Source organism: Vibrio crassostreae (assembly GCF_024347415.1).
Classification (GTDB): domain Bacteria; phylum Pseudomonadota; class Gammaproteobacteria; order Enterobacterales; family Vibrionaceae; genus Vibrio; species Vibrio crassostreae.
Genome location: NZ_AP025477.1, coordinates 936,811 through 960,333 on the forward strand (window position 1 = coordinate 936,811; position 23,523 = coordinate 960,333).

Below are 23,523 nucleotides of genomic sequence, written 5' to 3' on the forward strand. Positions count from 1 at the left end.
TCCCCGAGAGGGAGGAACGACTGAGTCGGGGATCTCATACAAAGTCATAAAACTGCGGAGACAAACAGATTCCTTACTCGCTCCTTCTTCACTCTCGGTAATGACAACATTCGCAGTCATGCAGTTAACTTTATTACTGGCACAAAAAAGCCCCGCTGAGAGCGAGGCTTAGAATCTTGGTTGCCGATTTGCTGAGGCTAAATCGTACTCATCGAATCACGAAGCGAATTAACGCAGGCCGTGTAAGAATTCGTGGCGCGTTGCTGGGTTTGATCTGAAGATACCACCCAATGCTGTCGTTGTTGTTTCGCTAGTTGCGTCCATTACACCACGTGATTTCACGCAGTAGTGAACCGCATCCATGGTTACAGCAACATCATCGGTTTCTAATAGCGTTTGCAATGCAACAAGGATCTGCTGTGTCATGCGCTCTTGAACTTGCGGGCGCTGAGCAAAGAATCGAACAATACGGTTAATCTTTGAAAGGCCGATGATTTTCCCACGCGGGATATAAGCGACCGCTGTTTTACCATCAATCGTCACTAAGTGGTGCTCACAAGTACTGGTCACGGTAATATCTTTTACACGTACCATCTCACGAACGCCCATCTTGTTTTCAATTACCGTAATTTTAGGGAAATTGGCGTAATCCAAACCAGAGAAAATTTCATCCACGTACATTTTAGCAATACGTTGTGGTGTTTCTTCCAAACTATCGTCTGTAAGATCAAGTTCAAGGAGAGTTAGAATCTCACGCATATGGTGTTCGATTCGTTCCTTTTTCTCTTCTCGGCTAACCTGATTAGGACGCATTGGTGTCTCTAATCCGCGGCTTGCTAGCGCATCTTTAACCAACTTCGCTGATTCGCTAAGACCTGACATTGAACTTCCTCTTTTATTGCCCCTTCTGGATGGCAAACAAGGATACTCGTAATTTTGAATAAATACACCCATATTTTAAGGGAGGTCATTATTTACGGGGGTTAAACTATGCTAAAGTGGCTGCAATTTCGTTGGTAAATAGTATTAATTTGATCATTATTGAATCACTGCTGCCAACCACCAAATCAAAATAATAACGACCAAAGGATTTCAATTATGGGCTGTTGCGACGCTCCCGGCTTAATGCCAATTGAAGAAGCACTAGACAAGCTGCTATCACCAATCAAACCAATCCAAACGACTTTATCTCTGCCTCTTGCTGAAGCATTAGGTTATGTCCTTGCTGAAGATATTCTTTCCCCTATTTTCGTACCTCCTTTTGACAACTCAGCAATGGACGGCTATGCACTGCGCTTAGCAGACCTTGAAAACGGTAAAATGCTGCCTTTAGCGGGTAAGTCTTTTGCAGGTCAACCTTTTGAAGGTGAATGGCCAGCAAATACCTGTATTCGCATTATGACTGGCGCAAAGATCCCGGAAGGGTGCGACGCCGTAATCATGCAAGAAAACACGGTTGAAACTGACGCTGTCATTGAGATTCAACAAGACGACATCAAGCTGAACAATAACATTCGTCCTACTGGTGATGACATCAAGCAGGGTGATATCGTACTTAGCCGCGGTGAACGTTTAACACCTCGTGATATTCCAATGATTGCTTCACTGGGTGTAAGCCACGTTACAGTACTACACAAGCCTAAAGTCGCGTTCTTCTCTACTGGCGATGAACTAAAACCATTAGGCCAGCCTCTTGAAGACGGTCAGATCTACGACAGCAACCGCTACGGCATTAAACCGCTGATTGAAGCGTTTGGTTGTGAAGCTATCGACCTAGGTATCATCCCAGATTGCCCTGCAACGCTTAAAGAGACGTTCGAGAAAGCACAGCAAATAGCAGACGTGGTTGTGACTTCTGGCGGCGTAAGTGTTGGCGAAGCGGATTACACTAAAGACATTCTTGAAGAACTGGGGCAAATCGGTTTTTGGAAACTTGCAATCAAACCCGGTAAACCGTTCGCATTTGGTGAGTTGGATAACGCGTGGTTCTGTGGCCTACCGGGTAACCCTGTATCAGCGATGATGACGATGTACGTACTGGTTCAACCTATGCTGGCTAAGCTTGCGGGTCATACCGCGTGGACAGCACCAGAATCTATTCCTGCTATCACCAAGTCTGCATTCAAAAAAGGCCCAGGCCGTACTGATTACCAACGTGGCATCTACTCGATTGAAAACGGTCAGTTTGTCGTAGAAACAACCGGTAACCAAAGCTCTGGCGCTTTCCGCTCAATGAGTTTAGCAAACTGCTTTGTGGTACTAGAGCGCGAACGCGGCCGTGTTGAAGTCGGTGAAACGGTTCAGATCCAACTGTTCAACTCGACGCTTTACTAACGAGGCTCACTGATGGAAATACTGTCTGACACAGAGATGCTTCGCTACAACCGCCAAATCATCCTTAAGCAGTTTGATTTTGAAGGCCAAGAAGCGCTAAAGCAGAGCTCAATCTTAGTATTAGGGGCTGGAGGCTTAGGTTGTGCCTCTGCTCAATACCTTGCGACCGCGGGGATTGGTAAGCTGACACTGATCGACGATGATATTGTCGAGCTTTCAAACTTACAGCGACAAGTCCTTCACGCCGATGCTGACATTGGTAAGAAGAAAGTCGATTCTGCCGCTGAGTCGCTGCAGGTATTGAACCCTCATCTGACAATTGAAACTGTCGACCACAGGCTTGATGATCAAGCGCTTGCAAAGTTGATTGAAACTCACTCTCTTGTTCTTGATGCCAGTGACAACGTCGAAACACGTAATCAGTTGAACCGCCTATGTTACGCATCGAAAACACCATTAGTCTCTGGTGCTGCGATTCGAATGGAAGGTCAGATTAGCGTATTCACTTATCAAGACGCCGACGCGCCGTGTTATCAGTGCTTGAGTGCTCTATTCGGCAACGCCGCACTAAGCTGTGTTGAAGCGGGTGTAATGGCACCTGTTGTTGGCATGGTAGGCGCGGCGCAAGCTCTAGAAGCGATTAAGGTGATTGCTAAATTCGGGCAACCAAAGCAAGGCAAGCTTTTGATACTCGATGCGATGTCGCACAGCTGGCGTGAGATGAATTTGATGAAAATGCCTAATTGCTCGGTGTGTGGATAGACTAAACCATCTTCCTCTTATCGAGAGCCTAAGCCTTGACTATAAGTCAGGGCTTTTTTATTCCTGAAGTTTAGCTTCTACTCAGGGTTATCAATTTGAAATAATTATTAAGGGATTAGTTTCATTTGAATTCTCATTTTGAGAAAACAACAAGAACTTGAATTATCAAAAATAAAAACATATAAAATCATAAGCTTAAAAATGGCACATTACTTGATTAAGTATCTAGACCTTCCATCACAAGGATGTAGATATGAGAATTACAACGTTAAGTTTGCTATTAAGTGCGCCATTGGTCGCCAACGCAGCGCCATTCGATACCTGCCCTAGTAAGGCATTTTTGTTTCAATCAAGTCCCGTTGAAATTTGGTCCGTCAATTTAGTTACTGGTTTTACAGAAATACTCGAAGACGATACTGGTATGAGTATCGGCATAAATGCTGTCGGCTTTAATTTCAACGACAGGTATATTTACGGTTACGACACTACTAATAAACGTTTGGTCCGCCTTGGTGAGGATTTCCAAGCACAAGTTATAAATACCAGTGGCTTACCCACCGCTCATACCTTCTATGTCGGTGATGTCTATGAACACGTCTATTACCTATATCGTAAGAATAAGGGCTTGTTCACTGTAGATTTGACACCATTAAGTACCGATCCAAACGCAGTCGTTACTGTTAACAAAGTTCCGAATAGTCCAGCAACACTTAATCTAACCGACTTTGCTTTTCACCCCAGCGATGGTTGGCTGTATGGAATCGACAATAATACTGGTCATTTATACCAAATAGACCCTGGAACTGGTGGTGAAACCTATATCGGCGACCCTGGACAAGATGAGGTATTTGGCGACCCTATGACCAAGTCCAATGGCAATACTGTTGTCGGAACATTCGGTGCTGGGTACTTTGATGTAAATGGCTACTACTATGTTTCACGAAATGAAGACGGCAAAGTTTACAGAATAGATTTGTCTCCTGGCAATGCTGATAACATTGCAGCCGGTATTGTTCCCGCAGTGGAGTTTATTTCAAATGGCCCAGCTTCTGATAAAAACGATGGCGCTCGTTGTGCGAACGCGCCTGTTGTAGATGAAGATTCGAACATCGACTTCGGTGACGCGCCAGACAGCTACCTAACGTTACTGGCGAGCAATGGCCCTCGACATGAACTCGATGGCATCACCTGGTTAGGTACAACGCCTCCAGATGCGGATCTAGATGGTTATGTCACACCTCAATCAGATGAAACTGTCGGGGTGGATGATGAATGGGCAAACGGTGGTATCGGTTTTGTTACCGCACTTGAAGCCGGACTTGATTCAAAAGTGGTGATTGAAGCATCAACAACCGGTTACCTTTCAGCTTGGATCGACTGGAACCAAGATGGCAGCTTCGATGGTGCTAACGAACAAGTATTTACCGACTACCAATTGGATGCTGGTGAAAACGATCTGTTCCTAAATGTCGATATCAACGCACTAACGGGGACTACTTGGGCTCGCTTCAGATTCAGCCAACAAACCAACCTGAACTACTTTGGAGGTTCAACCTCTGGTGAGGTAGTTGATATTCAAGTTGATGTTCTTAACGACGGCGCCACAGCCCGTTACTTCCCAAGTGCTTCTGGTTACGCAACCTTGGCGTATGAAGATAACTGGCCTTATAAAGCCGACTACGACATGAATGATGCTGTGATTATGTATCGCATCACAGAGATCTTAAAAGACGGAAAAGTCGTAAAATCCACCATCGACGGTCGCTTAGCTGCAGTTGGTGCAGACTATAGAAATGGCTTCGCCGTTCGCTTGCCAAACTTAGCACCATCATCAGTAGACAGCGGTAACTCGTACATGAAACACAATGGTGTCTTTACTGACTTGGACATGGAGGAAGGACGTAGTGAGGCGATATTTGTTGCCGCCGAGGACTTAACTTCGAAAATAGACACGTCATGTACTTTCTACCGAACCAGTAACTCATGTAAAGAAAGTGAGCAGTTCTCTTTCCAAATCGGTATCAGCTTGTCTGACTCAGGTATCAGTACCGACACATGGACAGACATGCCTTACGACCCGTTCATCTTTGCAACACCGGGTTACTATCACGGTGAAAATCTACCTCTGCACCCAGGGCGCAGTTGGGAAGTTCACTTGCCAGACCAAGCACCAACAGAAGCCTTTGATACGACTAATCTCTTTGAGGCTGGATTAGGTGTCGATGACAGTAATCCATCAACAGGTAAATATTTCAAAACAGCAGAGAACCACCCTTGGGCACTGATCATTACGTCAACCGATGAATGGGAATGGCCGCTAGAGTATGTGGATATTGTTACCGCTTACCCTGAGTTCAAACAATACGCAGAGTCCGGTGGTGACACGAACCAGACATGGCACCAATCACCAGCAGACAATCAACGCTACGAACCTTAAGGAGAAACGTTATGACTATTCACAATAAACACTATCAAGAAACTCATTGCGTTGATTCGAGTCGCAACCTAGCTAAGGAAGATGGTATGTCTGCACACAGAACTTGGAACATGAAGAAATCGTTGACTGTTATTCTCGCTGTCACTCCACTGATATTAGTTGGGTGTGGAGGAGGAGGTGGTGGCGGTAGTGCATCGACACCATCTCCAGCAACACCGTCGACGCCAGCAGCGCCTTCAACTCCAGTAACAGGAACGACATCTCCAGCGACAAATGCAGCAGCGACACCAATCTATACGATGGCCGATGTAGTCGTACCCGACGGCTTTGATTACAGCTCTATTGAGCAGTTTGATATCGACATCGACATCAGCAACATTTCAACGGCTCGCTCCTTTGTCACGGTTTATAGCCGTTTCAGCACAAGGGATGACTCGACCTTTAAACCGGACTATTCGAGTAAAGTGATTGCCGGCTCGTTAAATAATGGGGTATTCGCGTCTAACTTTACGGCTCCAGTCAATCACGAATCACTGTTGGTCGAAATTTGGTTTTATGACGGTCAGCCACCATTACAACAATTGGTATCGAGTAGTGATTCTCAGATAGTTTGGTAATCGGCGGAGACAGTTTGGTCGTCAACAGATGAAAAACTGATTCTGTATCAATCCAAAGTGAGCAGAGATGCTCACTTTTTGATCGTATAAGAATGGATAGCCACTCAAACTTTCTGATTGATTACATTCACTTTACTGCCAATCTGACTTATCTTTTCAATATAACCTTCAAAGACTTACTCTCATGAAACAGTTAAAAATAGGTCTATTTATCTTAATGTGTGGTGTCGGTGTACTGTTGGCCCTCACCTACTTCCCTTTAACCTCAGAAACAGGGCAACGTGTTCAAGCCAAAGTGATTTCTAACACGCTCACTCAGTCACTAGACGGACATAGGCGCTACCTCACGGTTGAAACTCAAAACAACGAAATATTTCGCGTTTCCATTCCACCAACAACAGACTGCCCTCTTGATTCTGTGGTCGCGCTTGATACATTAAACAATAAAATAACCGGACAAAGCAGCTATCAGTTCATCCACTGTAGAACAGCGCCTTAGTCGTCGATATAACAACAAGAATGGATATAAGAAGAATGACTCAGCCACTCATTTCACCAGAACAACTTCAACAACGTTTGCTAGAAGAAAACAACATTATAATCCTAGATGCCAGTATCGAATTTCAGATCCCAAGTGAGTCAGAAAAGATCAAAGGACAAATGATTCCTGGGGCTATTCGTTTTGACTACGATAAAGACTTTTGTAACAAGCACACTTTGCTTCCTCACATGTTCCCGACCGAAAAACACTTCAACACTCGCGCAAAAGAAATTGGCATCAATCAAGACAGTACGGTTGTGGTTTACGATAACTCAGGAACCTTCGCATCCCCTCGTGCGTGGTGGATGTTTATGGCAATGGGACACAACGACGTATACATCTTAGATGGCGGTTTGCCAGCTTGGATCGAAGCCAGTTACGCGACCGAGACTGACTATCGAACCGAAGTAAAAGTGGGTGATTTTGAAGGCAATATTCAAGACAACTATTTTGTTACTGCTCAGCAGATTGAAGGTTATTCCACTGCCAAAAGCGCAAACATTGTCGATGCTCGTTCTCAAGCTCGCTTCGATTCAGAAGTTCCTGAGCCACGTGAAGGCTTACGTAGTGGCCATATACCGAATTCGATTTGCCTACCATTTGCCCAAGTGCTCGATAACGGTAAGTTAAAGCCTCAAGAAGAGCTCGTCGATATCTTTTCAACGTTGCAATTAACCCCTTCTCAGCCGATGTTCTTTAGTTGTGGTTCTGGAGTAACAGCCTGCATCATATTATTAGCCGCTAAACTGGCCGGATATTCAGGTGAAATGGGCGTTTATGATGGCTCATGGACTGAATGGGGCGCTAACGAGAAATTACCCATCGCTGTGACTAAAAGGTAATTCAACTTCGCTTACTGCCACTGTTAGAATATGCTGCGCATGCATAAAGAGCTTACTCGTAGTGATGACTTAACGTCTCACACAGTAAGCTCTTTGCTTTGCGGTAATGCTACGTCGTTTGAAAACAAATCTGGATTTACTCGGTTGCTTTTAATCTATAGCGATTTATTGACCATAAACCGTGATTAATCTTGGGTAAATCGTTATCAATGTGGTGAATAATAATATTTCACTCAAGAATCTCTGCTCGTAGTCGTTACACTATTTAATCATTGATACTGTCATCATTGATGTTTGTATCTTTCGTTGCACGAATCACGCTGACGACCCAATAGTTTGTCACTTGCACTCTGTTAAAAGTAGTAACCAACAAAAGGCATCTCATGGCTCTATTTAAGAAAAATATCTGGTCGCTGTACGCGTTGATCGTACTACTGACCCTGATACTTTTCGCCGCGTTGGGCGTAACTAAATGGCAAGCCAACAGAGATGACTTCACCCAACAACAACATATCCAAGTCGAGCTGTTTTCGAGCTCTGTAAGCTCACTCTTGACCAGTCAAGAGGCACTGCTTGAAGTGGTTGGGCACCAACTCGCCCAGCAGTCTGACTTCACTCGTACTGCCTCCATTCAAATTCGACCAATACTGGATAAACTGCTAGATACTCACCCTGCGATTGCAGCGTTTGGCTTGTTGAACACCGACGGTGACTACCTCTCGATCAGCTCAAATCTCCAACTTGCGAATCAAAGGAACTTGCTTCAATACGCGCCAACGAAAGACTCCTTTTTAGACGCCCTATCAAGCAGTAGCATGGTGCTTGGCCGTACCTATTTTCAAGAATCGTTGAATAGCTTGGTTATCCCGCTGAGAAAATCCATTTCGATCGATGGTAATAAAATCGATGCAGTAATGACCGCAGGGCTGCGGTTAGACGCCACGATCGTATTTGAAAATAATGCTCACGCCGGAAGTTTCAATACACTAAGCCTGATCAGAACAGACAGTTATCGCCAGTTTTATTCGAGTGATATCGAATCTGAGAGTGCATATTCCTCTCCAGTCGGCAAAGATGTCCTACAACGTATTGCACGGACCTTTACCGACCACTTCGGAATCAGCGTGCAAGAAGCGATGAATGGGCAAGAAACCTACTCTTTTGTCGTCGACGATGAACAATACCACTCTTTAATGAGCGCAAAATACATCCCAAACTACAAATTATGGGTGGTTGGACGTACGGATTTAACTCACGTCGATAGCATATTTATACAAGAGTTCAGCATTCTTTTCGTTGCCTTTATTTTTCTTCAATTTGGTTTCTACTTTTTGGTTAAGTCGATTGCCAAGAACGAACAACGCACTCGTAGCCAACTCATTTATCAGGCTAACCATGATCCATTAACCTCTCTACCAAACCGCTTGTACATGCGTAAAAATATTGGTAAATGGATTGAGGATGAGTCAGAGCAGTTCTCGCTGTTGTTTATTGATATCGATAACTTTAAATGTGTCAATGATACCCACGGACACGACTTCGGCGACAAGGTGCTCAAACAAATAGCTTTGCGTTTGATGCGATTCCGATCTCGACTCAGCCTCTTAGTACGTGAATCAAGCGATGAGTTTTTGTTCTTAACGCCATTGTCGAATGAAGCTGAGGTAAAACGACTCGCCAAGCGTATTATTGAAGTACTTTCTCAACCTTATGAAGTTGAAAGCGCTCAGTTTTTGTTAGGTTGCAGCATCGGCGTAGCTCGTTTCCCTGAACACGGGAAAGATCTAGACAGTTTATTACGTTCTGCCGATATTTCGATGTACAAAGCGAAACAACAGCAAAACTCATACAGTATTTTCACAACGGAAATGCAAGATGCGCACCTCTACAAAATGAAAGTAGAACAAAGGCTACGCATCGCTATCGAGAAACAAACGCTGTTCATGGTTTTTCAACCGCTAGTTCGTGCAAATGAAAGTATTCATGGTGTAGAAGCACTCGTTCGCTGGATTGATGACGAATTGGGTTTTGTACCGCCAGATGTCTTCATACCGGTTGCTGAGAACACAGGCTTAATGCAAAAACTGGGTACTTTTATTATTGAGTCCAGCATTATGCAGATCGCCCACTTGCACAGAACAACGGAACAAAAGATCGGGCTGTCGATCAACATATCAGTTCGTCAGTTTTCTCATCAATCTTTCTCTGAGCACCTGTTCGCGACACTAGAAAAGTATCAACTCTCTCCTAGCTGTTTAACGCTAGAAATTACAGAGAGCTTGTTCATTGAAGATGTAACTTTAGTGAAACCAACTTTTGAAGCCCTCAAAGAGAAGAATATAAAGATCTCTTTAGATGATTTCGGTACTGGCTATTCATCACTGAGTATGTTGAAAGCACTCCCTATCGATGAACTTAAGATCGACAAAAGCTTTATTGAAAATATTGCGGTGGATCAGCAATCATTAACTATGGTTCAAAACATCATCGCAATCGGCAAGAACTTTGGCATGGTGGTATTGGCTGAAGGCGTAGAATCAAACGAACACTTCGCGATTCTAAAGGCGTGTGGATGTGACTTAATGCAAGGCTATTACTTCTCTCGCCCTATTCCTTACGATGAGCTGTGTGAGTATCTAGCACCAACTCAGGTTGAGACAATAGAACAACCAGAACCGACGGCATAACTGTCAGTTAATCTCACCCAGCTCGCGAATAACGCGATCAATCAAAAAAGGGAGCCTAAACAGGCTCCCTTTTTTATACACCGCTCAACATCGCGGCCCAAAAAATAAAAACACAGACAATGAAAACAAAACCCATTACGACTTAACTGTTATCACAACTCGTCGATTGCAACCTGTTGCCTTGTTATCCACAACCTTACAAATGGGTGCGCTTTCTCCATACGCATATTCAACGATGCGACTTCCTTGGTGAAGATCTTTCTTTAAGTAGCTCGCCACTTGTCCAGCACGGCGAGATGACAGGGCTTTATTGTAGCCTTTACTGCCTACACTATCTGCGTGACCCTCTATATAAATCTTGGACTTATCACTGACTAAGCTAAGGTACTGACCTAATACTTGCTTATGGCTTTCATCCAATTGGTACACATTAGTTGGGTAATTAAGCACCAGGGATTGCGTCGCTTTATCATAGAAACACACATCATCTTGTGCTCCGATTTGAATCACTTCACTCTCTCTATTGATCACCTCATTTTGAGGTTTCTCATTTAGCTCTACCAGCTTCCCAGTCACTTGTGTCGTAACAGTATGAGAAGACACCAACATTTTAGAAGTGACGTATTCGCCAACATCACCCAAGCAGTTTGCATAGCCCAATGGAGACATTAGCATCGTAGATAAAATCACTAGGTATCTCATGTTAATCCTTTAGTTTTCCGGTTTCTTCATTAATCAAATTCAAAATGTACTTGTATACATCTTCGCCATCTTTAGCGTGATAGATGTTCTTCTTACCAAAGCAATCTCCAAAGCCATCGGTTTCTGCCACTTTATAATTAATACCAATGACGCCCATCGTGACTTTCGTTTTCTCGGCTTCAGTTGGGGCATTACTTTGAAAGCGGTTTCGTTTCGCTGAAATGGTTGAGCGCAGCTTTTTACATAACCCCTGATCCACCAATTTCTGTAGATAAGTCTCGTCGTTGTCGCTACCATCGGATAACACAATAAACACTTGTTCAGGGTTAAGGTTGGTCGCCTTATTGGCTTCTTGCGCAGCGGCAATGATCCCGTTCCAAGAAGAGGTGCCTCCACCAGCTTTCAACTGAGCGCTCATCAACTGAGCTCGAAAGTTGTCATAGTCTTCAGTCAGTGGAATATCATAAAACTTGTAGTCATCATCAAAATCATTATTTCGCTTATAAAGTCTCTCTACTTGATATCTACTCATTCCATACGATGGTTCAATGATCTCATTATACAAAGTTGGTTTATCAAACATTCGTCTAACCGTTGTCGCAGGAGAGTTCCGAGCGTAATCATAAGCATATTTCTTTCGCCATGAAGCACGATAACCATAAGCATTAAGTCTTACTATCTCATCAGATTGTTTTACATGGAGCGGGTTGTACCCGAGCAAAGCAACTCGACTCTTTTCTTCCGTATTAAACTCCTCAATGTCATCGACGACTCGTTTAATAGTCTCTTTCACGACATCGAGTTTTATTTTGCCGTTCTTCCACGAGTAACCCATAGAGCCACTAAAGTCACCGATAAAGTAGACATCAACAGGCTGAGGAAGATACTTGCGCGTAACTGCTCGCCCACTCACCGAAAACTCAGGCTTTAAGTTCATCTCTTCGTACGCGATCCAAGACGTATATTTGGCAGTCGCACTTACCACAAAGTCGCTAAACGGAGCAAGTTCACCGCTGGCTTGGACGCAGCCGTCTTTGTACTCACACTTACTGGTATACACAGCAACATCAACATCATCCGTGTTGTCAACAACGTATCTATCGACCAAATAGCGTGCATACTTTACGTTCTTTTCTTCGTCCTCTTTAGGGCTCGCAATAAGTGCCAAACTGGCAACCTCTGCGGCTTCTAATAACCTTGTATGTGCTAGCATCTGTTGAGACATCTGCATCGAAAATGCCATAAAAATAACCATCATAGGCAATAGACCAACGAACAAAATACCTGCGACACCTTGGTTTCTCTTTATCGACTTCACCTTAAACCCTCGCAAATGAATAAGATGTACTTACAAGCCGAAAAACCTCTCCGTTGGCGATCCCAATCAAATTAGTTGGGATTTCATAACAAAGAGACACCTGATACATAGGTAATCTGCGGCCTCGTGATGTGATAGGAAGTATTTCTATCGCTTTTTCTTTGGTGATATCGCTCATGTCTGGAAAGTCACATCCGTGTATGCTCCCTTTGGTCAGAGTCTTTTGAACCCTTCGGTAATTCACTTTCCCTCCAGATAAAGCCGTTTCTTCAAGTCTTATCTCGTCAATACGCATCCCAAATTTGGTTTTATCAAAGTTTGGAATCATTCGTTTCATTGAAGCAGAAGCAATCACAAACGCGTTGTGTTCTGTTTTTCGACAGTCACCCGCACAAATATCCATGTCGGCATTAAACAATTGTTTTCGTTCAGCAAAGATGGTGGTCAATGAATAAGAAGCTCTGTCGAGTTGACCCTTTTTATTGATGGCTAGCATATGGTTAACGACAACAACAAAGATCCCTGACGCAAAGACCAAAACCATCGCCAACTCAACAGCAAATGCACCTTTTTGTTTAACTTGCACAACCCGCTCCCTGACCAATTTTGAATGAACATCTTTCATATTCTTGAATAGTGATAATTTCACGCTTGATAGGCATATCTGGGAACCATATCGATACAATCGGATCGTAGGTGTATTCCAAAGCGTAAACAGCTAATGCCATGTCTTCCGGTTCATCTTTCTTATCTGGGCATTTATCAGCGGAAGCGTAAGTATCCGCGCATTTCAAAAACCCTTCGTAGTCTCGAAAGTAATTAACATGAATAACAACACTCCCCTCTTTAACTACGTTGCTCCATAAAGAGCCTCCCGCTTTGTTCAACTCATCTTTAATCATTTGCCCATAGTTAATGGATTGGCTACTACTCGAGTCACCCGCTTTTTTAGTTCGCATCACTGCCGTCGTTAATGCGTGATCAGTCATACTCATGGAGAACGTCAGAATACAGATCTCAACCCATCCAAAAACAATAGCCAGAAAGATCGGTATCCCCATCGCGACTTCAACCGTCAATGACCCATTTTGCTTGCGATTGAATGACCTCATAAACGGACATACCTTTTCTTGGTGTAATCAACGACAAATGCCCCTTTTATATCAATGCTATCTAAGAAAGCTTTGGCTTCGTCTAAGTCATTGAAATCACCGATGCAATAGCGCTTCCACAAACCATGTGTATACGAATAGACAGAGCCATAGTTTGTTTTTAGATAATTCAGAAAGTCCGAAGGAATCGCAGTGTACGTCGCTAATACTTGCACTCGATAAATAGGTTTTGCATTGGGTTTCAACTTTCTAGGGTCGAGTACAGAACCATCCACACTGTGTTTAGATGTTTGAAACTCTGCAGTCGAATCCAATTTACTGACTCGCGATGTCGGTGCTACAAAACTCCCAGAGTGAGCTTGGGAACCTATAAGCTGCTGTTCCATCTCTATCGTTGACTGTGTCATGGTCTTCTTCCCTTTGCTTTTAGATATTGACCTCACTAATGCAGATAGCTGTTTGTGAGCTTGCTCATCGCTATTCGAATGTTTCAGAACTTCCAATGCGATATCCGGTCGCTGCGACTTAACCGAAGAGAGAATTAAGTTAGAACTCACTCTCTGGTCATTCGGATTTGAAAGATAAAGGTCATATAAAATGTCTGTCGCGCCCAAATAATCAGACTGCATTATTTTAACAACAGCAATATTGTTACCAGCCTCTCTGTCTGAAGCTCCTTGTTTGCGGCTTTCCTCGAAATGCTCAATTGCTTCAGAAAATCGTTTTTGCTGAGCTAATATTTTTCCGGTTAGAAGTTGGTACTCATACTCGGCTCCACCTTCATCTCTATACTTGTCTAACTCATGCAATGCGCGCTCAAAGTTCTTTTTCTGATAGTAAATTCGAGCACTGGTTAAAATATATTCTGGCTCATCAAGATCACTGTCACTGTAGGTATTCCTATATAGCTCGGCCGATTTAATATCTTTTAGATCTAAATACAAGTTAACAAGTTTGACTTTATATACAGGGTCGGATTGTATGTTTGCCTTATAAAACTCAATGAGCTTCTGCGAATCCCCCGATCCAATAAGCAATTGTTCTTTAGTATCAAGTTGGTTATTAACGGCTGTACAACCAGAAAATAGAATCATAGCAATAACGACTAATACAAATTTTCTTATCACATCAACATCCTTAAAATACCTGGGGCCGCAATGAGAACAACAATCGGAACCATGATAAAAGCGATCAATGGAATAGACATTTTTGCCCCCATCTTTCCAATCCGTTCTTCCAAGTCCATCATATTAAGCTCTCGAATATCCGTCGCTAGCGTAGCCAACACAGGACCAACAGATGAGCCAAACTGTAAGCTCTGTACCATGGTCATCACAAAGCTCTGCGATTCACTAGTAGGCACAAGCTCATAAAACTCCTCTAATGCCTTCTCTAATCCAACTAAGCGCGACCGCTCTACTGTGACTCTGACAACATGAGCAAGGTTACTGTCTACCGAGTGAAGTTCTTTGGCCAGATACTCCAAACTAGACTCGATTGTCATGCCGGTGTGAACACATACATTCATAAGGTCGAGTAAAAAAGGCAACCTTGAACTGATGTGCTTAATATTGGCTTTACCTCGAGTCGACACATAGGAATCTGGCGCGATGACAAACGCCAACAAAACCCCCAGTAGATATAACAGAGCGAATATCACCTCTGTTTCTCCGTTATAAAAGTCGAAGCCGATTAATATTAAGCAAATACTAAAAGGGATGATTTTTAATAAATAATAGGCATCCGCAAGGAAATCACTATAAAAGCCTGCTGCGACTAACTTTCGTTTTGTTTCGTCTTTATTGAAACTAATTCGAGATAAAAGAGCCTTGAATAAATCCGTTCTTTTTTTCTCTTCGCGTGTTGAGCCAATTATTTTACGAGTTTCTATATTTGCTCTCGTGTTATCCCAGAAACGCAAGCAATAGGTTGCTAACACCATCGATATAACGAATATCACGCCCCAAATTAAAACCGTTTTAAATCCCATTAATTGACACCTCGCAGGATCAGCCAAATGCAAAAGAAACCTAATAACTCACTCATTAAAACGTAATAAAAAATCGGCTGCCCTGCTTCCTCAAACATAACGAAGCTATAATTCTCCGGGCTAGTAAACTTTAGAATGATCAAGAATATAACTGGTAAACAAGCAATAATTTTTGCAGAAGCACGCGCTTCAGAGGTCAATGCATTTTTCTTTTTCTCAACTGCTCTAGAGTCAAACATAAGCCGGTTAATCTTGTTGATGACATCTTTGAGCTGACCACCTCGAGCTAAGTTGATTCGTATCGTCGAGGCAAAGAAAAAGTACTCTAAGTAAGGAAACGTATTGCTACTGCGTTCAAGCACGTCATCAGGGTCTTCACCAATAAGCAAACGTTCGGCCATGAACTTGAACTCTTTGCCTACTTCATTATCAAGCTGCTTACCTACATACTCGAACGCATGAATGATACTTTGGCCTGATGAAATGGCTCCGCTCAAGATATTCAAAGCATCCGGAAAGTTTGTTTTAAAACGATCCATTTGCCGTTGCTTTAGCTTGTTGTAAAAAACGAAGAACAAAATAGGCTCAACAATAATTAAACAAATTAGGTAATCCTGACGTAAGAAAAACTCGTTAATGGCATAAACCGCTGATGCAGATACACTAATAAATAGAATCAGCTTCAAAGACATATTGGGCTGGAAGACCTTTATTATCTTCTTGTAACTTTTCCTAAGCCTGGCCTTATAGCTCTCTTCAAACTGCTGCGAATCGATAACCGAGCGAACGCCTTTTACCCCTTCGAATTCAGCTTCCATTTCAATCAAACTACTCAGTTTTTTGTCTTGGCGAGAGCGATGAATAAGGAAGTAAACTAACAAAGCACTCCATGACGCGATCAGGATTAAGGTCATGTAAAGATCTCCCTTACCGCTTGTTCTAAACCAAAGAATTTTGCGCGTTCATAAATGACAGAACGAGTGGATAAGCCGGGTGTTCGGAACTCTCCTTCCATCTTGCCATCTTTGAAATTGGAACTAGCTTCGTAACGGAAAATGTCCTCCATCACCACACTATCCCCTTCCATACCGATAATCTCAGAGATGTACATCACCTTACGGCTACCATCATGGAGACGCTTTACCTGAACGATAAGGTCCACTGCGCTGACGATAGTTCTGCGTATTGCAGATATCGGCAGGCTAGCGGTAGCCATCATCACCATACTCTCTGTACGAGCAATCGCATCTCGTGGTGTATTGGCGTGCAATGTGGACATCGACCCGTCGTGGCCCGTGTTCATCGCTTGAAGCATCTCGAAGGCCTCTCCTCCACGACACTCACCAACAATGATTCTGTCAGGGCGCATACGAAGTGCGTTAATCACAAGGTCTCGAGCGGTAATCTCTCCCGTCCCTTCAACACTTGCTTGTCGCGTTTCCAGTCTCACAATGTGAGGTTTTTGAAGCTGCAATTCGGCTGCATCCTCAATAGTAACGATGCGTTCCGTTTCACCAATAAACCCAGATAATGCATTGAGTAGCGTTGTCTTGCCTGAACCCGTACCACCTGATATCAATATGTTGCATTTACAATGGCTCGCAATGGACAAAAGCTTAGCCATCTCAACTGACATAGCACCAAACTCTGCGAGGTTCTCAAGCTTAATTTTCTGCTCTTTGAACTTACGAATAGAGATAGAAGTACCGTCGATTGCAAGTGGAGGAATCACGATGTTGACACGGCTGCCATCCATCAAACGAGCATCACAAAGCGGCTTAGACTCATCGATACGACGACCCACATTTGAAGCGATTCGCTTAGCAATAGTGTTGAGTTGTTTCTCGTTCACAAATTGAATCGGAGACTGTTCAACTTTGCCATTGATTTCAATGAATATATCCGATGGCCCGTTGATCATAATATCCGATATATCATCGTTATCGACTAATGCCTGAAGTGGCCCTAAGCCTTTCAACTCATCGAGTAATGCTTTGACTAAGTCGACACGTTTCAATGAGCTCACTTGCAACTGCTTCTTATCAATAAGAATATTGACTGAGTCTTTAAGCTGCTCTTCTAGCTCTTGATTGCTTATTTCAACAAGTGTCGCTGCGTCCAACGCATCGAAGATTTCATCCCGAAGTTGGATGTAGATTTCTTTTAATTGATTCATTTTCTAAACAAACTGAAGCGTGATTTGGTTTTAATTTTCTTGCCTGTTAACGTGGCAACCATGCTCAAAACGGCCGTCGATGACTTAGACTTAAGCAACTCATTAATCCCCTGCTGAACCACTGTCTTTTCTAATGACGGCTCATACATGAAATCAATGCTATCTTTGGCTTTGATCCGCTCTTTCGCACTTGCAAGTGTCACCATGAAATCCTTCGCGGGCCTATTCAGGTTGAAAATAATCTGGTGTTCAGATTTACCGATCTTCTTTTTCAGCGAGTTATATGAACGCAATGAAGAGACCGAAGGTTCGCAAACAATAAAGATACGGTGATACTTATCTGATAACTCCTGATCGTGCATCTCTTCGTAGCAAGACAGCGGCGCTGAATCGATAATAAAGTTATATTTATCAATCAGTTGATTAGAGAGGTTGTACAACGTAGAGGCGTGATCAGAAAGACAAGCGACATTCTTCTCGAGAACCAAATAATCTAGCTTCTCTTTAACACCATGCACATAGGTTCTTGCTATCGCACTGTCGATATCGATCTGATTTAAATCAATGCTGTTGTGCTTGGCTTTCAAGCCTTTTACACCAATATAAATATCGCTGTTTATCGCTCCGGAATCATGATCCACTAGCAGTGTCTTTAAATTCGCTTGCTCTGCTAAGGAGTGCGCTAAAACGGAACTTATGCAAGACACACCAATTCCACCTTTGGTCCCTAAAACCAATATACGTTTAGCAACGCGCGTTTTTTTTACAGCACTTTCTCCCTCTTGCGTCGTTTTAATTGCCGCCAGTAACGCATCTAGTTCTGGATCCCACAACACATAAGTCGCACCTAAAGCATGCACTTGATTACGCAGCTTTATAGAGTCGACGTCACATAGGACGAGCAAAGATATATTCACGTCTAAACGAATCGAAATCTCGGAGACTTGCTCGATGACATTAGAAGCACTTCGAAGATCGAGTACAACATGGTTAAGCTTGATGTTTGACTGATTCCAAACACCATCCAAATCAATATCAGTGACTTCAAGCGGTTTTGGAAATCCTTCAATCGCATATAAATCATTGATCGATTCAGTTAAGGCGCTATCGTCTGAAACGATCAGATCGGTAGCCTCAACTGTCGACTTCATTTTCGAAGACGAGTTACGAAACAAGATATCCAAGTCCATAGTTATTTCGCCTTCTTAATTGGGTTAACCAAGCTAATGTTTCGGTTATGCTCAACACTACAACCAAATTGATAATCTTCGCGTTGCGAGAACACCATCACTCCACAATCACTGCTTTTAATTCGGACATATCGACCTATGATCAGGATATTTTTCTCTTGGTCATTATCAGCAAGCTCCACTTTATATCGGTCTTTCGCAATAGACTCTGATTTGAATCTATCGCGTAACTTAGCGACAAACTCACTCACATCAGGCTTATACTTAACGTAGAACGTTGCTTTCGGCTCTCTCGCATTGAGTTCTCGGATAAAAGCCACAGAGCGAGACATTGAATCTTCACCATTCGCCATATCAAATTCAAAACGCTCTTCTAATTGCTCAATCACACTAGAGTTGGATGTATCAACGTGGGTACAAGCAGAAGTAATCAAAGCGATTAAAGTAATAACGATCCATCTCATTAGTTGAACCCTCCTTGGTTTATCGTGTTTTCAAGCTCCGGCTCATCGAGATTTGAGAGATCTATTCTTAGCAATCGTTCTAGATCACTTGTGCGTCTAAAACTTGGCAACTTGACTTGCTCTTGCTCGACTGGATCAACCAGATTAACGGTCGCAACTATGATCAATTCAGTTTTAGAGCGGTTTGTGGAAGTGTGACTAAAAAGAGCACCTAAGATTGGGATATCCCCCAAAATTGGAATCTTGGTTAACGATTCACGCTCTTCTGATGTTAAAAGCCCCGCTAGTACAAAACTTTGACCGTCTTTTAAGTGAACCGTCGTTTGAGCTCGTCGAGTTCTCAAAGAAGGGACCGAGATTAAACCCGTCGTTGTTTTGTTCGATTCATCAATAGAGCTGACTTCAGGTATCAAGGTTAAGCGGATGTTTTCCGTGTCAGTAACCTTGGCTACCATGGCTAACTTAACGCCGTATTCTTTGTAAGAAATAGTAATTCCGTCTTCGTCTCGTACCGCAATTGGGATCTCACCACCGGCAAGGAAACTGGCTTGTTCACCCGAAATAACAGAAAGGTTGGGTTCTGCCAATACGCGACCGATTTTGTCATCACCACTTGCAGAGATAACAGAAACAATGTCTTGAGCCGTAAAATCAAGGAGCTTATTAACAAAAGTACCTGGCTCGCCACTATCACTGTATGTCACACCCAGTTCGGTTAGAAAAGAACTTGAAACTTCTGCAACCGTTAGCTTTACATTTATCTGTTCAGTGGTGAGAACTTTTAAATTATTAATGACTTGGTCGTAGTTGTACTGTGCCGTGTACTCCAGCTCATCTAAAGCCTCACCGTCTGCATCCCTTAGTTCATAAGCTGCACGGCGACGATCTTTCTTCAGCATTTCCCCGACGAGTCGATTAATCTTTTGTTTGAGCTCTTCACTACCGACAATACCATCCAACACGACTTGATCTCCGACATTGGAAACCACAACATTTTCATCAGGAAATCGAGCAATTAACGTTTGCTTAAGTAGTCGCAAGCTTTGATTAACGACTAATTCAGCATTGTAAATTTCGTTTCCACCTCGATCATAAACGATCACTGAAGTCGTGCCCTGGCCAACACCGTAAACCACAACCTTATTTTCATCGATAATTTTGTAGTCAGCTATTTCTTGATTCGCAACAAATACCGTTGATATCTGTCGCTTCAAATTAATCGTTTTCGCAGCGCCTTGATCCAAGTTCATTAATTCTGATGCGAGTAATGGGCATGAAAGAATCCCCCACAATAGCAAGGCTATATTTTTGTTCTTTAAAGTCATGTTATTCCTTACCACGTAATTCTCTAACACCGAACTGAGTTTCTAAAAGATCACTGCTGCGAATAGATAAATAGCGATTCTCGATTTCAGATGGAATGATATTCACATCACCGATTTTTTGAGCCATTTCGAGTTTCAAAACACTGCGCATATTTAATGCAATAACTAAACTGTATTTTTTGTCTTCGGCATCTTCTGAATCAGTATCTTCGCTGCCTTTTATTACCTGCAGCACGCGAGCTCCACTAATAATCACTCGGCTAACGAGATCACCGATATCACCATACCCATTCTCAACTAGATTCGATTTTGAAGAGGTTGTGGAAACAAAGCTCACTTTGTCACCAGGAGTAAGCGTTGCGGTTTGTACCACTCCGATACCGGTAACTTCATAAAAATAAGGTAATTCACCGTCATTTAATGACAAGTACATATAATCTCGGTCTCCAGGGTTGGAGATCATATCTTGTGTTAAGTATGTGCCTTCGGAGATGTCTTCTTTAAATAGAGCGCCAGGTTCAACAATAAGATCGTCTTCTAACATGTAGTAGGAGCCATCTAAGTCAGATATATGGACAAATTTCTTGTCATAGAAATTAGGTGTTAACGGTTGGGAACGTTTAATCGCTTTCTGAGTAACTAAAATACTGACTTTAGGTTCTTCTTTTTGCTGTACTTCCTGTGGTTCTTCATCAGCTGAAATATAGTTAACATTGATATAAATCAATGTAGAAAAAATAGAAAAAGCAACAAGAAGGAGAATGATAATTCTGTTCATATTAAGCCTAAAATAGGGGCCTAAGCCCCTTAATATATGATTCTTAGTGGCTAATTATTTGCCTGTAGTAGCTGTGGTCAAGTTGGTTGTCACCTTAGTCAACGCACCAGTGATAGCATTTTTAAGTGCATCAGTTTGAAACGCGGCAAGTACTAGAGCTGACATTACAACAGCAATAATTGCATATTCCACGGCAGTAACTCCGCGAATATCATCTTCGAACTTCATTTTTAGTTCAGCCAGTTTTGCTAAAGTTTGGTAGTACATAGTAATCCTCTAAAAGTATATCGACCTTGGGTCTAATTGAAATTGCGAAATTAAATCTACTCGATATAAAAATATACATCCAATTAATAGTTATTATGAACGCATAACATAAACTTATCTTGCCAATATAAGCTATTCTTATATTGGTATAAGAATCAGAAATCCAATTTATGTTGATATAGATAATACTTGTCTATACTCTATATTTATGAATATAGATTTATTAATTTACTCCACCTTAATTTCTGTAAATTTCTCAATATTACTTTTTGTATGTTTTTTTGACGGGAAGTATAGAAAAATACCAAACAACCTCAATAAAATAGCTTTAGCATTTAGTATTTTCGTCGCGTTATATAACGGCTATCTAATGTCATCATTACCCACAGCAGCATTGTGCTTCATAGTATTTTTTATACTCTGGTATATTGGAGTAATTGGGGCTGGGGATGTGAAGTTACTTTTTGCATTAATCATTGGCATACAACCAGAATTGGTTACAATGACATTGATTTTTATAGGGTTTCTCGGTGGTTTCTTAGTTTCCATTATGTACGTAATAGGAAAAATGGCGGGGTTTGATAGCTATAAAAAAGGCATCCCTTACGGGATGCCTATTGCTCTAAGTTGTTTCATTTTTAGCACTGTATCAATATTATCAAACTAATTACATAATACTATTTTTCAGCTCAGGCGTCGAAATGTCACTAATTTGAAATAGTTGCTGAATCTTATCTTTAATACCTAACGTCTCTAACTCTTGTGAAATTTCGTCACTACACCAAACATACATGTTCACTTTTTGACGTAACGGTATTGTCTTACAATTATTATTACATACAGCCCACTCAGGAAAAATTAGAATAGTACCATTTGTATCCAATTCATTTTTTAGGAACTGACATGAGCTTGTTTTTACCCAACTGGTCACATGTGAAGAATCAATATTATAGTCGTTAAGTAGCTCTTGGACATAGGACTTGGGTAGAGAGCTACAAAATACAACCCTCTGTGGATAACACTCATGTGGGTCAAGAGAGTTTGAATGTGCGATAACGTAATTAACCGTCTTTAGTTGATAGGACTTTCCATTCTCCTGTGAAATCCGATCCATCGTGAATATTAAATCATAACGAGAAGAGTCCAATAGAGAAGAATTCGTAAAACTGTTTATGGACAAATCTATATTGTTCAACATTCTAAATTCATTGATTACACGCTCAACCATATCGAAACAAAATGATTCGGCAATCGCTATATTGAATTGATCTCTTAATTCTACCTTTTCCAGATCTTCAAACAACTTTTCGTACATAGACATTGTTTGGTCTGCATAATCGAGTAATACTTTTCCATGTTTAGTGAGTAAAAATCCTTCTTTTCTATCGAAAATACTTGCCCCGATTGTACTTTCTATTTTTTTAATATGCTGAGATACCGCAGGCTGTGTCATAAATAAAGACTCAGCGGCCGCAGTAAAACTTTTGTGCTTAGCAACGTGTGAAAATGTTCTTAAATATTTGACGTCGATAGACCTGTTGACGTTTTTCATGGTGCAAACTACCCCGATGTTGCGTTCTTTTATTAATTATTCTTATTAAAAATCAGCGTAAAAGTAACAATAGTGTCATACAGATACAAAAAAACATTATTTATATACTCATAAATAATGTTTATATGCACCTATACAAATAAATACATTTATCGTGACCAACAACTGATTCACAAATCCCTATGTGCTTTTACAAACAACATATTTTGTGTGCCATTCTCGTACCAAAGTCCTTACACAACACCTTTCCCGGGTAAATGACAGTCAACACAATTATAACCAAAACCTATGCATCCACCACCTTTTGATTACCGAAAATCGTTGAAATTTATGTAAATATTCATCATTTATAATGCTAAAGCTCGAAAGTCACTCAATTGAACCATTGTCCATTTTTGTGATCAATGTTGCACTCAAATGAAACTAAGC

The 23,523-nt window shown here is 41.9% G+C and carries 23 protein-coding genes; 8 read left to right on the forward strand and 15 right to left on the reverse strand.

What is annotated here, in order from left to right:
- Nucleotides 1–228 precede the first annotated feature (228 nt).
- Entirely contained in the window at nt 229–882 is a 654-nt protein-coding gene (gene folE / locus OC193_RS19920) for a GTP cyclohydrolase I FolE (protein ID WP_048659985.1), read from the reverse strand.
- Nucleotides 883–1,098: 216 nt separating this feature from the next.
- Between folE and moeA the strand changes: the two genes are divergently transcribed.
- From moeA to OC193_RS19955, 7 genes are all read left to right on the forward strand, one after another.
- A complete protein-coding gene (gene moeA / locus OC193_RS19925) occupies nt 1,099–2,334 on the forward strand; it encodes a molybdopterin molybdotransferase MoeA (protein WP_048662565.1) in 1,236 nt (411 codons plus the stop codon).
- Between the two features lie 12 nt (nt 2,335–2,346).
- Nucleotides 2,347–3,096, forward strand: coding sequence for a molybdopterin-synthase adenylyltransferase MoeB (gene moeB / locus OC193_RS19930; protein ID WP_048662564.1), 750 nt, complete (start codon nt 2,347–2,349; stop codon nt 3,094–3,096).
- A gap of 253 nt (nt 3,097–3,349) precedes the next feature.
- Nucleotides 3,350–5,533: an LruC domain-containing protein gene (locus tag OC193_RS19935; RefSeq protein ID WP_048662563.1), complete on the forward strand. Its 2,184-nt coding sequence runs from the start codon at nt 3,350–3,352 to the stop codon at nt 5,531–5,533.
- 11 nt (nt 5,534–5,544) lie between these two features.
- On the forward strand, nt 5,545–6,150 hold the full coding sequence (locus OC193_RS19940; protein WP_048662562.1) for a hypothetical protein: 606 nt from the start codon (nt 5,545–5,547) through the stop codon (nt 6,148–6,150).
- Between the two features lie 184 nt (nt 6,151–6,334).
- Nucleotides 6,335–6,649 carry a hypothetical protein gene (locus tag OC193_RS19945; protein ID WP_048659980.1) on the forward strand — a complete coding sequence of 105 codons (315 nt, stop codon included), beginning with the start codon at nt 6,335–6,337 and terminating at the stop codon, nt 6,647–6,649.
- A gap of 35 nt (nt 6,650–6,684) precedes the next feature.
- Nucleotides 6,685–7,533, forward strand: coding sequence for a sulfurtransferase (locus OC193_RS19950; RefSeq protein WP_048662560.1), 849 nt, complete (start codon nt 6,685–6,687; stop codon nt 7,531–7,533).
- A 383-nt stretch (nt 7,534–7,916) separates the two neighbouring features.
- Nucleotides 7,917–10,220 carry a putative bifunctional diguanylate cyclase/phosphodiesterase gene (locus tag OC193_RS19955; protein ID WP_048662559.1) on the forward strand — a complete coding sequence of 768 codons (2,304 nt, stop codon included), beginning with the start codon at nt 7,917–7,919 and terminating at the stop codon, nt 10,218–10,220.
- A gap of 135 nt (nt 10,221–10,355) precedes the next feature.
- On the opposite strand, the gene OC193_RS19960 is transcribed toward OC193_RS19955, so the two are convergent.
- Genes OC193_RS19960 through OC193_RS20020 form a run of 13 tightly spaced genes read right to left on the reverse strand, consistent with a single transcriptional unit; the run spans nt 10,356 to nt 21,542 of the window.
- A complete protein-coding gene (locus tag OC193_RS19960) occupies nt 10,356–10,922 on the reverse strand; it encodes an OmpA family protein (RefSeq protein WP_048662558.1) in 567 nt (188 codons plus the stop codon).
- Between the two features lies 1 nt (nt 10,923).
- Nucleotides 10,924–12,240, reverse strand: a complete 1,317-nt coding sequence (locus tag OC193_RS19965) for a TadE/TadG family type IV pilus assembly protein (RefSeq protein WP_108021079.1) — start codon at nt 12,238–12,240, stop codon at nt 10,924–10,926.
- Between the two features lies 1 nt (nt 12,241).
- Nucleotides 12,242–12,826, reverse strand: a complete 585-nt coding sequence (gene tadF, locus OC193_RS19970) for a tight adherence pilus pseudopilin TadF (protein WP_048659972.1) — start codon at nt 12,824–12,826, stop codon at nt 12,242–12,244.
- The gene (locus tag OC193_RS19975; RefSeq protein ID WP_048662557.1) at nt 12,816–13,352 is read right to left on the reverse strand and encodes a TadE/TadG family type IV pilus assembly protein; all 537 of its coding nucleotides are present in this window, start codon (nt 13,350–13,352) and stop codon (nt 12,816–12,818) included. The genes tadF and OC193_RS19975 overlap by 11 nt, the downstream gene beginning before the upstream one ends.
- The gene (locus tag OC193_RS19980) at nt 13,349–14,479 is read right to left on the reverse strand and encodes a tetratricopeptide repeat protein (RefSeq protein ID WP_184957551.1); all 1,131 of its coding nucleotides are present in this window, start codon (nt 14,477–14,479) and stop codon (nt 13,349–13,351) included. The genes OC193_RS19975 and OC193_RS19980 overlap by 4 nt, the downstream gene beginning before the upstream one ends.
- A complete protein-coding gene (locus OC193_RS19985; protein ID WP_048662556.1) occupies nt 14,476–15,342 on the reverse strand; it encodes a type II secretion system F family protein in 867 nt (288 codons plus the stop codon). Before OC193_RS19985 ends, OC193_RS19980 begins: the two co-directional genes overlap by 4 nt.
- Nucleotides 15,342–16,256 carry a type II secretion system F family protein gene (locus OC193_RS19990; RefSeq protein ID WP_048662555.1) on the reverse strand — a complete coding sequence of 305 codons (915 nt, stop codon included), beginning with the start codon at nt 16,254–16,256 and terminating at the stop codon, nt 15,342–15,344. Before OC193_RS19990 ends, OC193_RS19985 begins: the two co-directional genes overlap by 1 nt.
- Nucleotides 16,253–17,518: a CpaF family protein gene (locus tag OC193_RS19995; protein WP_048659968.1), complete on the reverse strand. Its 1,266-nt coding sequence runs from the start codon at nt 17,516–17,518 to the stop codon at nt 16,253–16,255. Before OC193_RS19995 ends, OC193_RS19990 begins: the two co-directional genes overlap by 4 nt.
- Complete coding sequence (locus tag OC193_RS20000; protein WP_048662553.1) at nt 17,515–18,708, reverse strand: AAA family ATPase; 1,194 nt, start codon at nt 18,706–18,708, stop codon at nt 17,515–17,517. Before OC193_RS20000 ends, OC193_RS19995 begins: the two co-directional genes overlap by 4 nt.
- A gap of 2 nt (nt 18,709–18,710) precedes the next feature.
- Nucleotides 18,711–19,172 (reverse strand): hypothetical protein, encoded by a 462-nt coding sequence (locus OC193_RS20005; RefSeq protein ID WP_048662552.1) that lies wholly within the window; start codon nt 19,170–19,172, stop codon nt 18,711–18,713.
- Nucleotides 19,172–20,497, reverse strand: coding sequence for a type II and III secretion system protein family protein (locus OC193_RS20010; protein ID WP_048662550.1), 1,326 nt, complete (start codon nt 20,495–20,497; stop codon nt 19,172–19,174). Before OC193_RS20010 ends, OC193_RS20005 begins: the two co-directional genes overlap by 1 nt.
- A 1-nt stretch (nt 20,498) precedes the next feature.
- On the reverse strand, nt 20,499–21,275 hold the full coding sequence (locus OC193_RS20015) for a CpaB family protein (protein WP_048662549.1): 777 nt from the start codon (nt 21,273–21,275) through the stop codon (nt 20,499–20,501).
- A gap of 54 nt (nt 21,276–21,329) precedes the next feature.
- Nucleotides 21,330–21,542: a Flp family type IVb pilin gene (locus OC193_RS20020; protein WP_048659963.1), complete on the reverse strand. Its 213-nt coding sequence runs from the start codon at nt 21,540–21,542 to the stop codon at nt 21,330–21,332.
- Between the two features lie 208 nt (nt 21,543–21,750).
- On the opposite strand from OC193_RS20020, the gene OC193_RS20025 reads away from it, so the two are divergent.
- Nucleotides 21,751–22,209, forward strand: coding sequence for an A24 family peptidase (locus OC193_RS20025; protein ID WP_048659962.1), 459 nt, complete (start codon nt 21,751–21,753; stop codon nt 22,207–22,209).
- Here OC193_RS20025 and OC193_RS20030 read toward each other — a convergent pair whose 3' ends face one another.
- Complete coding sequence (locus tag OC193_RS20030) at nt 22,210–23,094, reverse strand: LysR family transcriptional regulator (protein ID WP_048659961.1); 885 nt, start codon at nt 23,092–23,094, stop codon at nt 22,210–22,212.
- Nucleotides 23,095–23,523 lie beyond the last annotated feature (429 nt).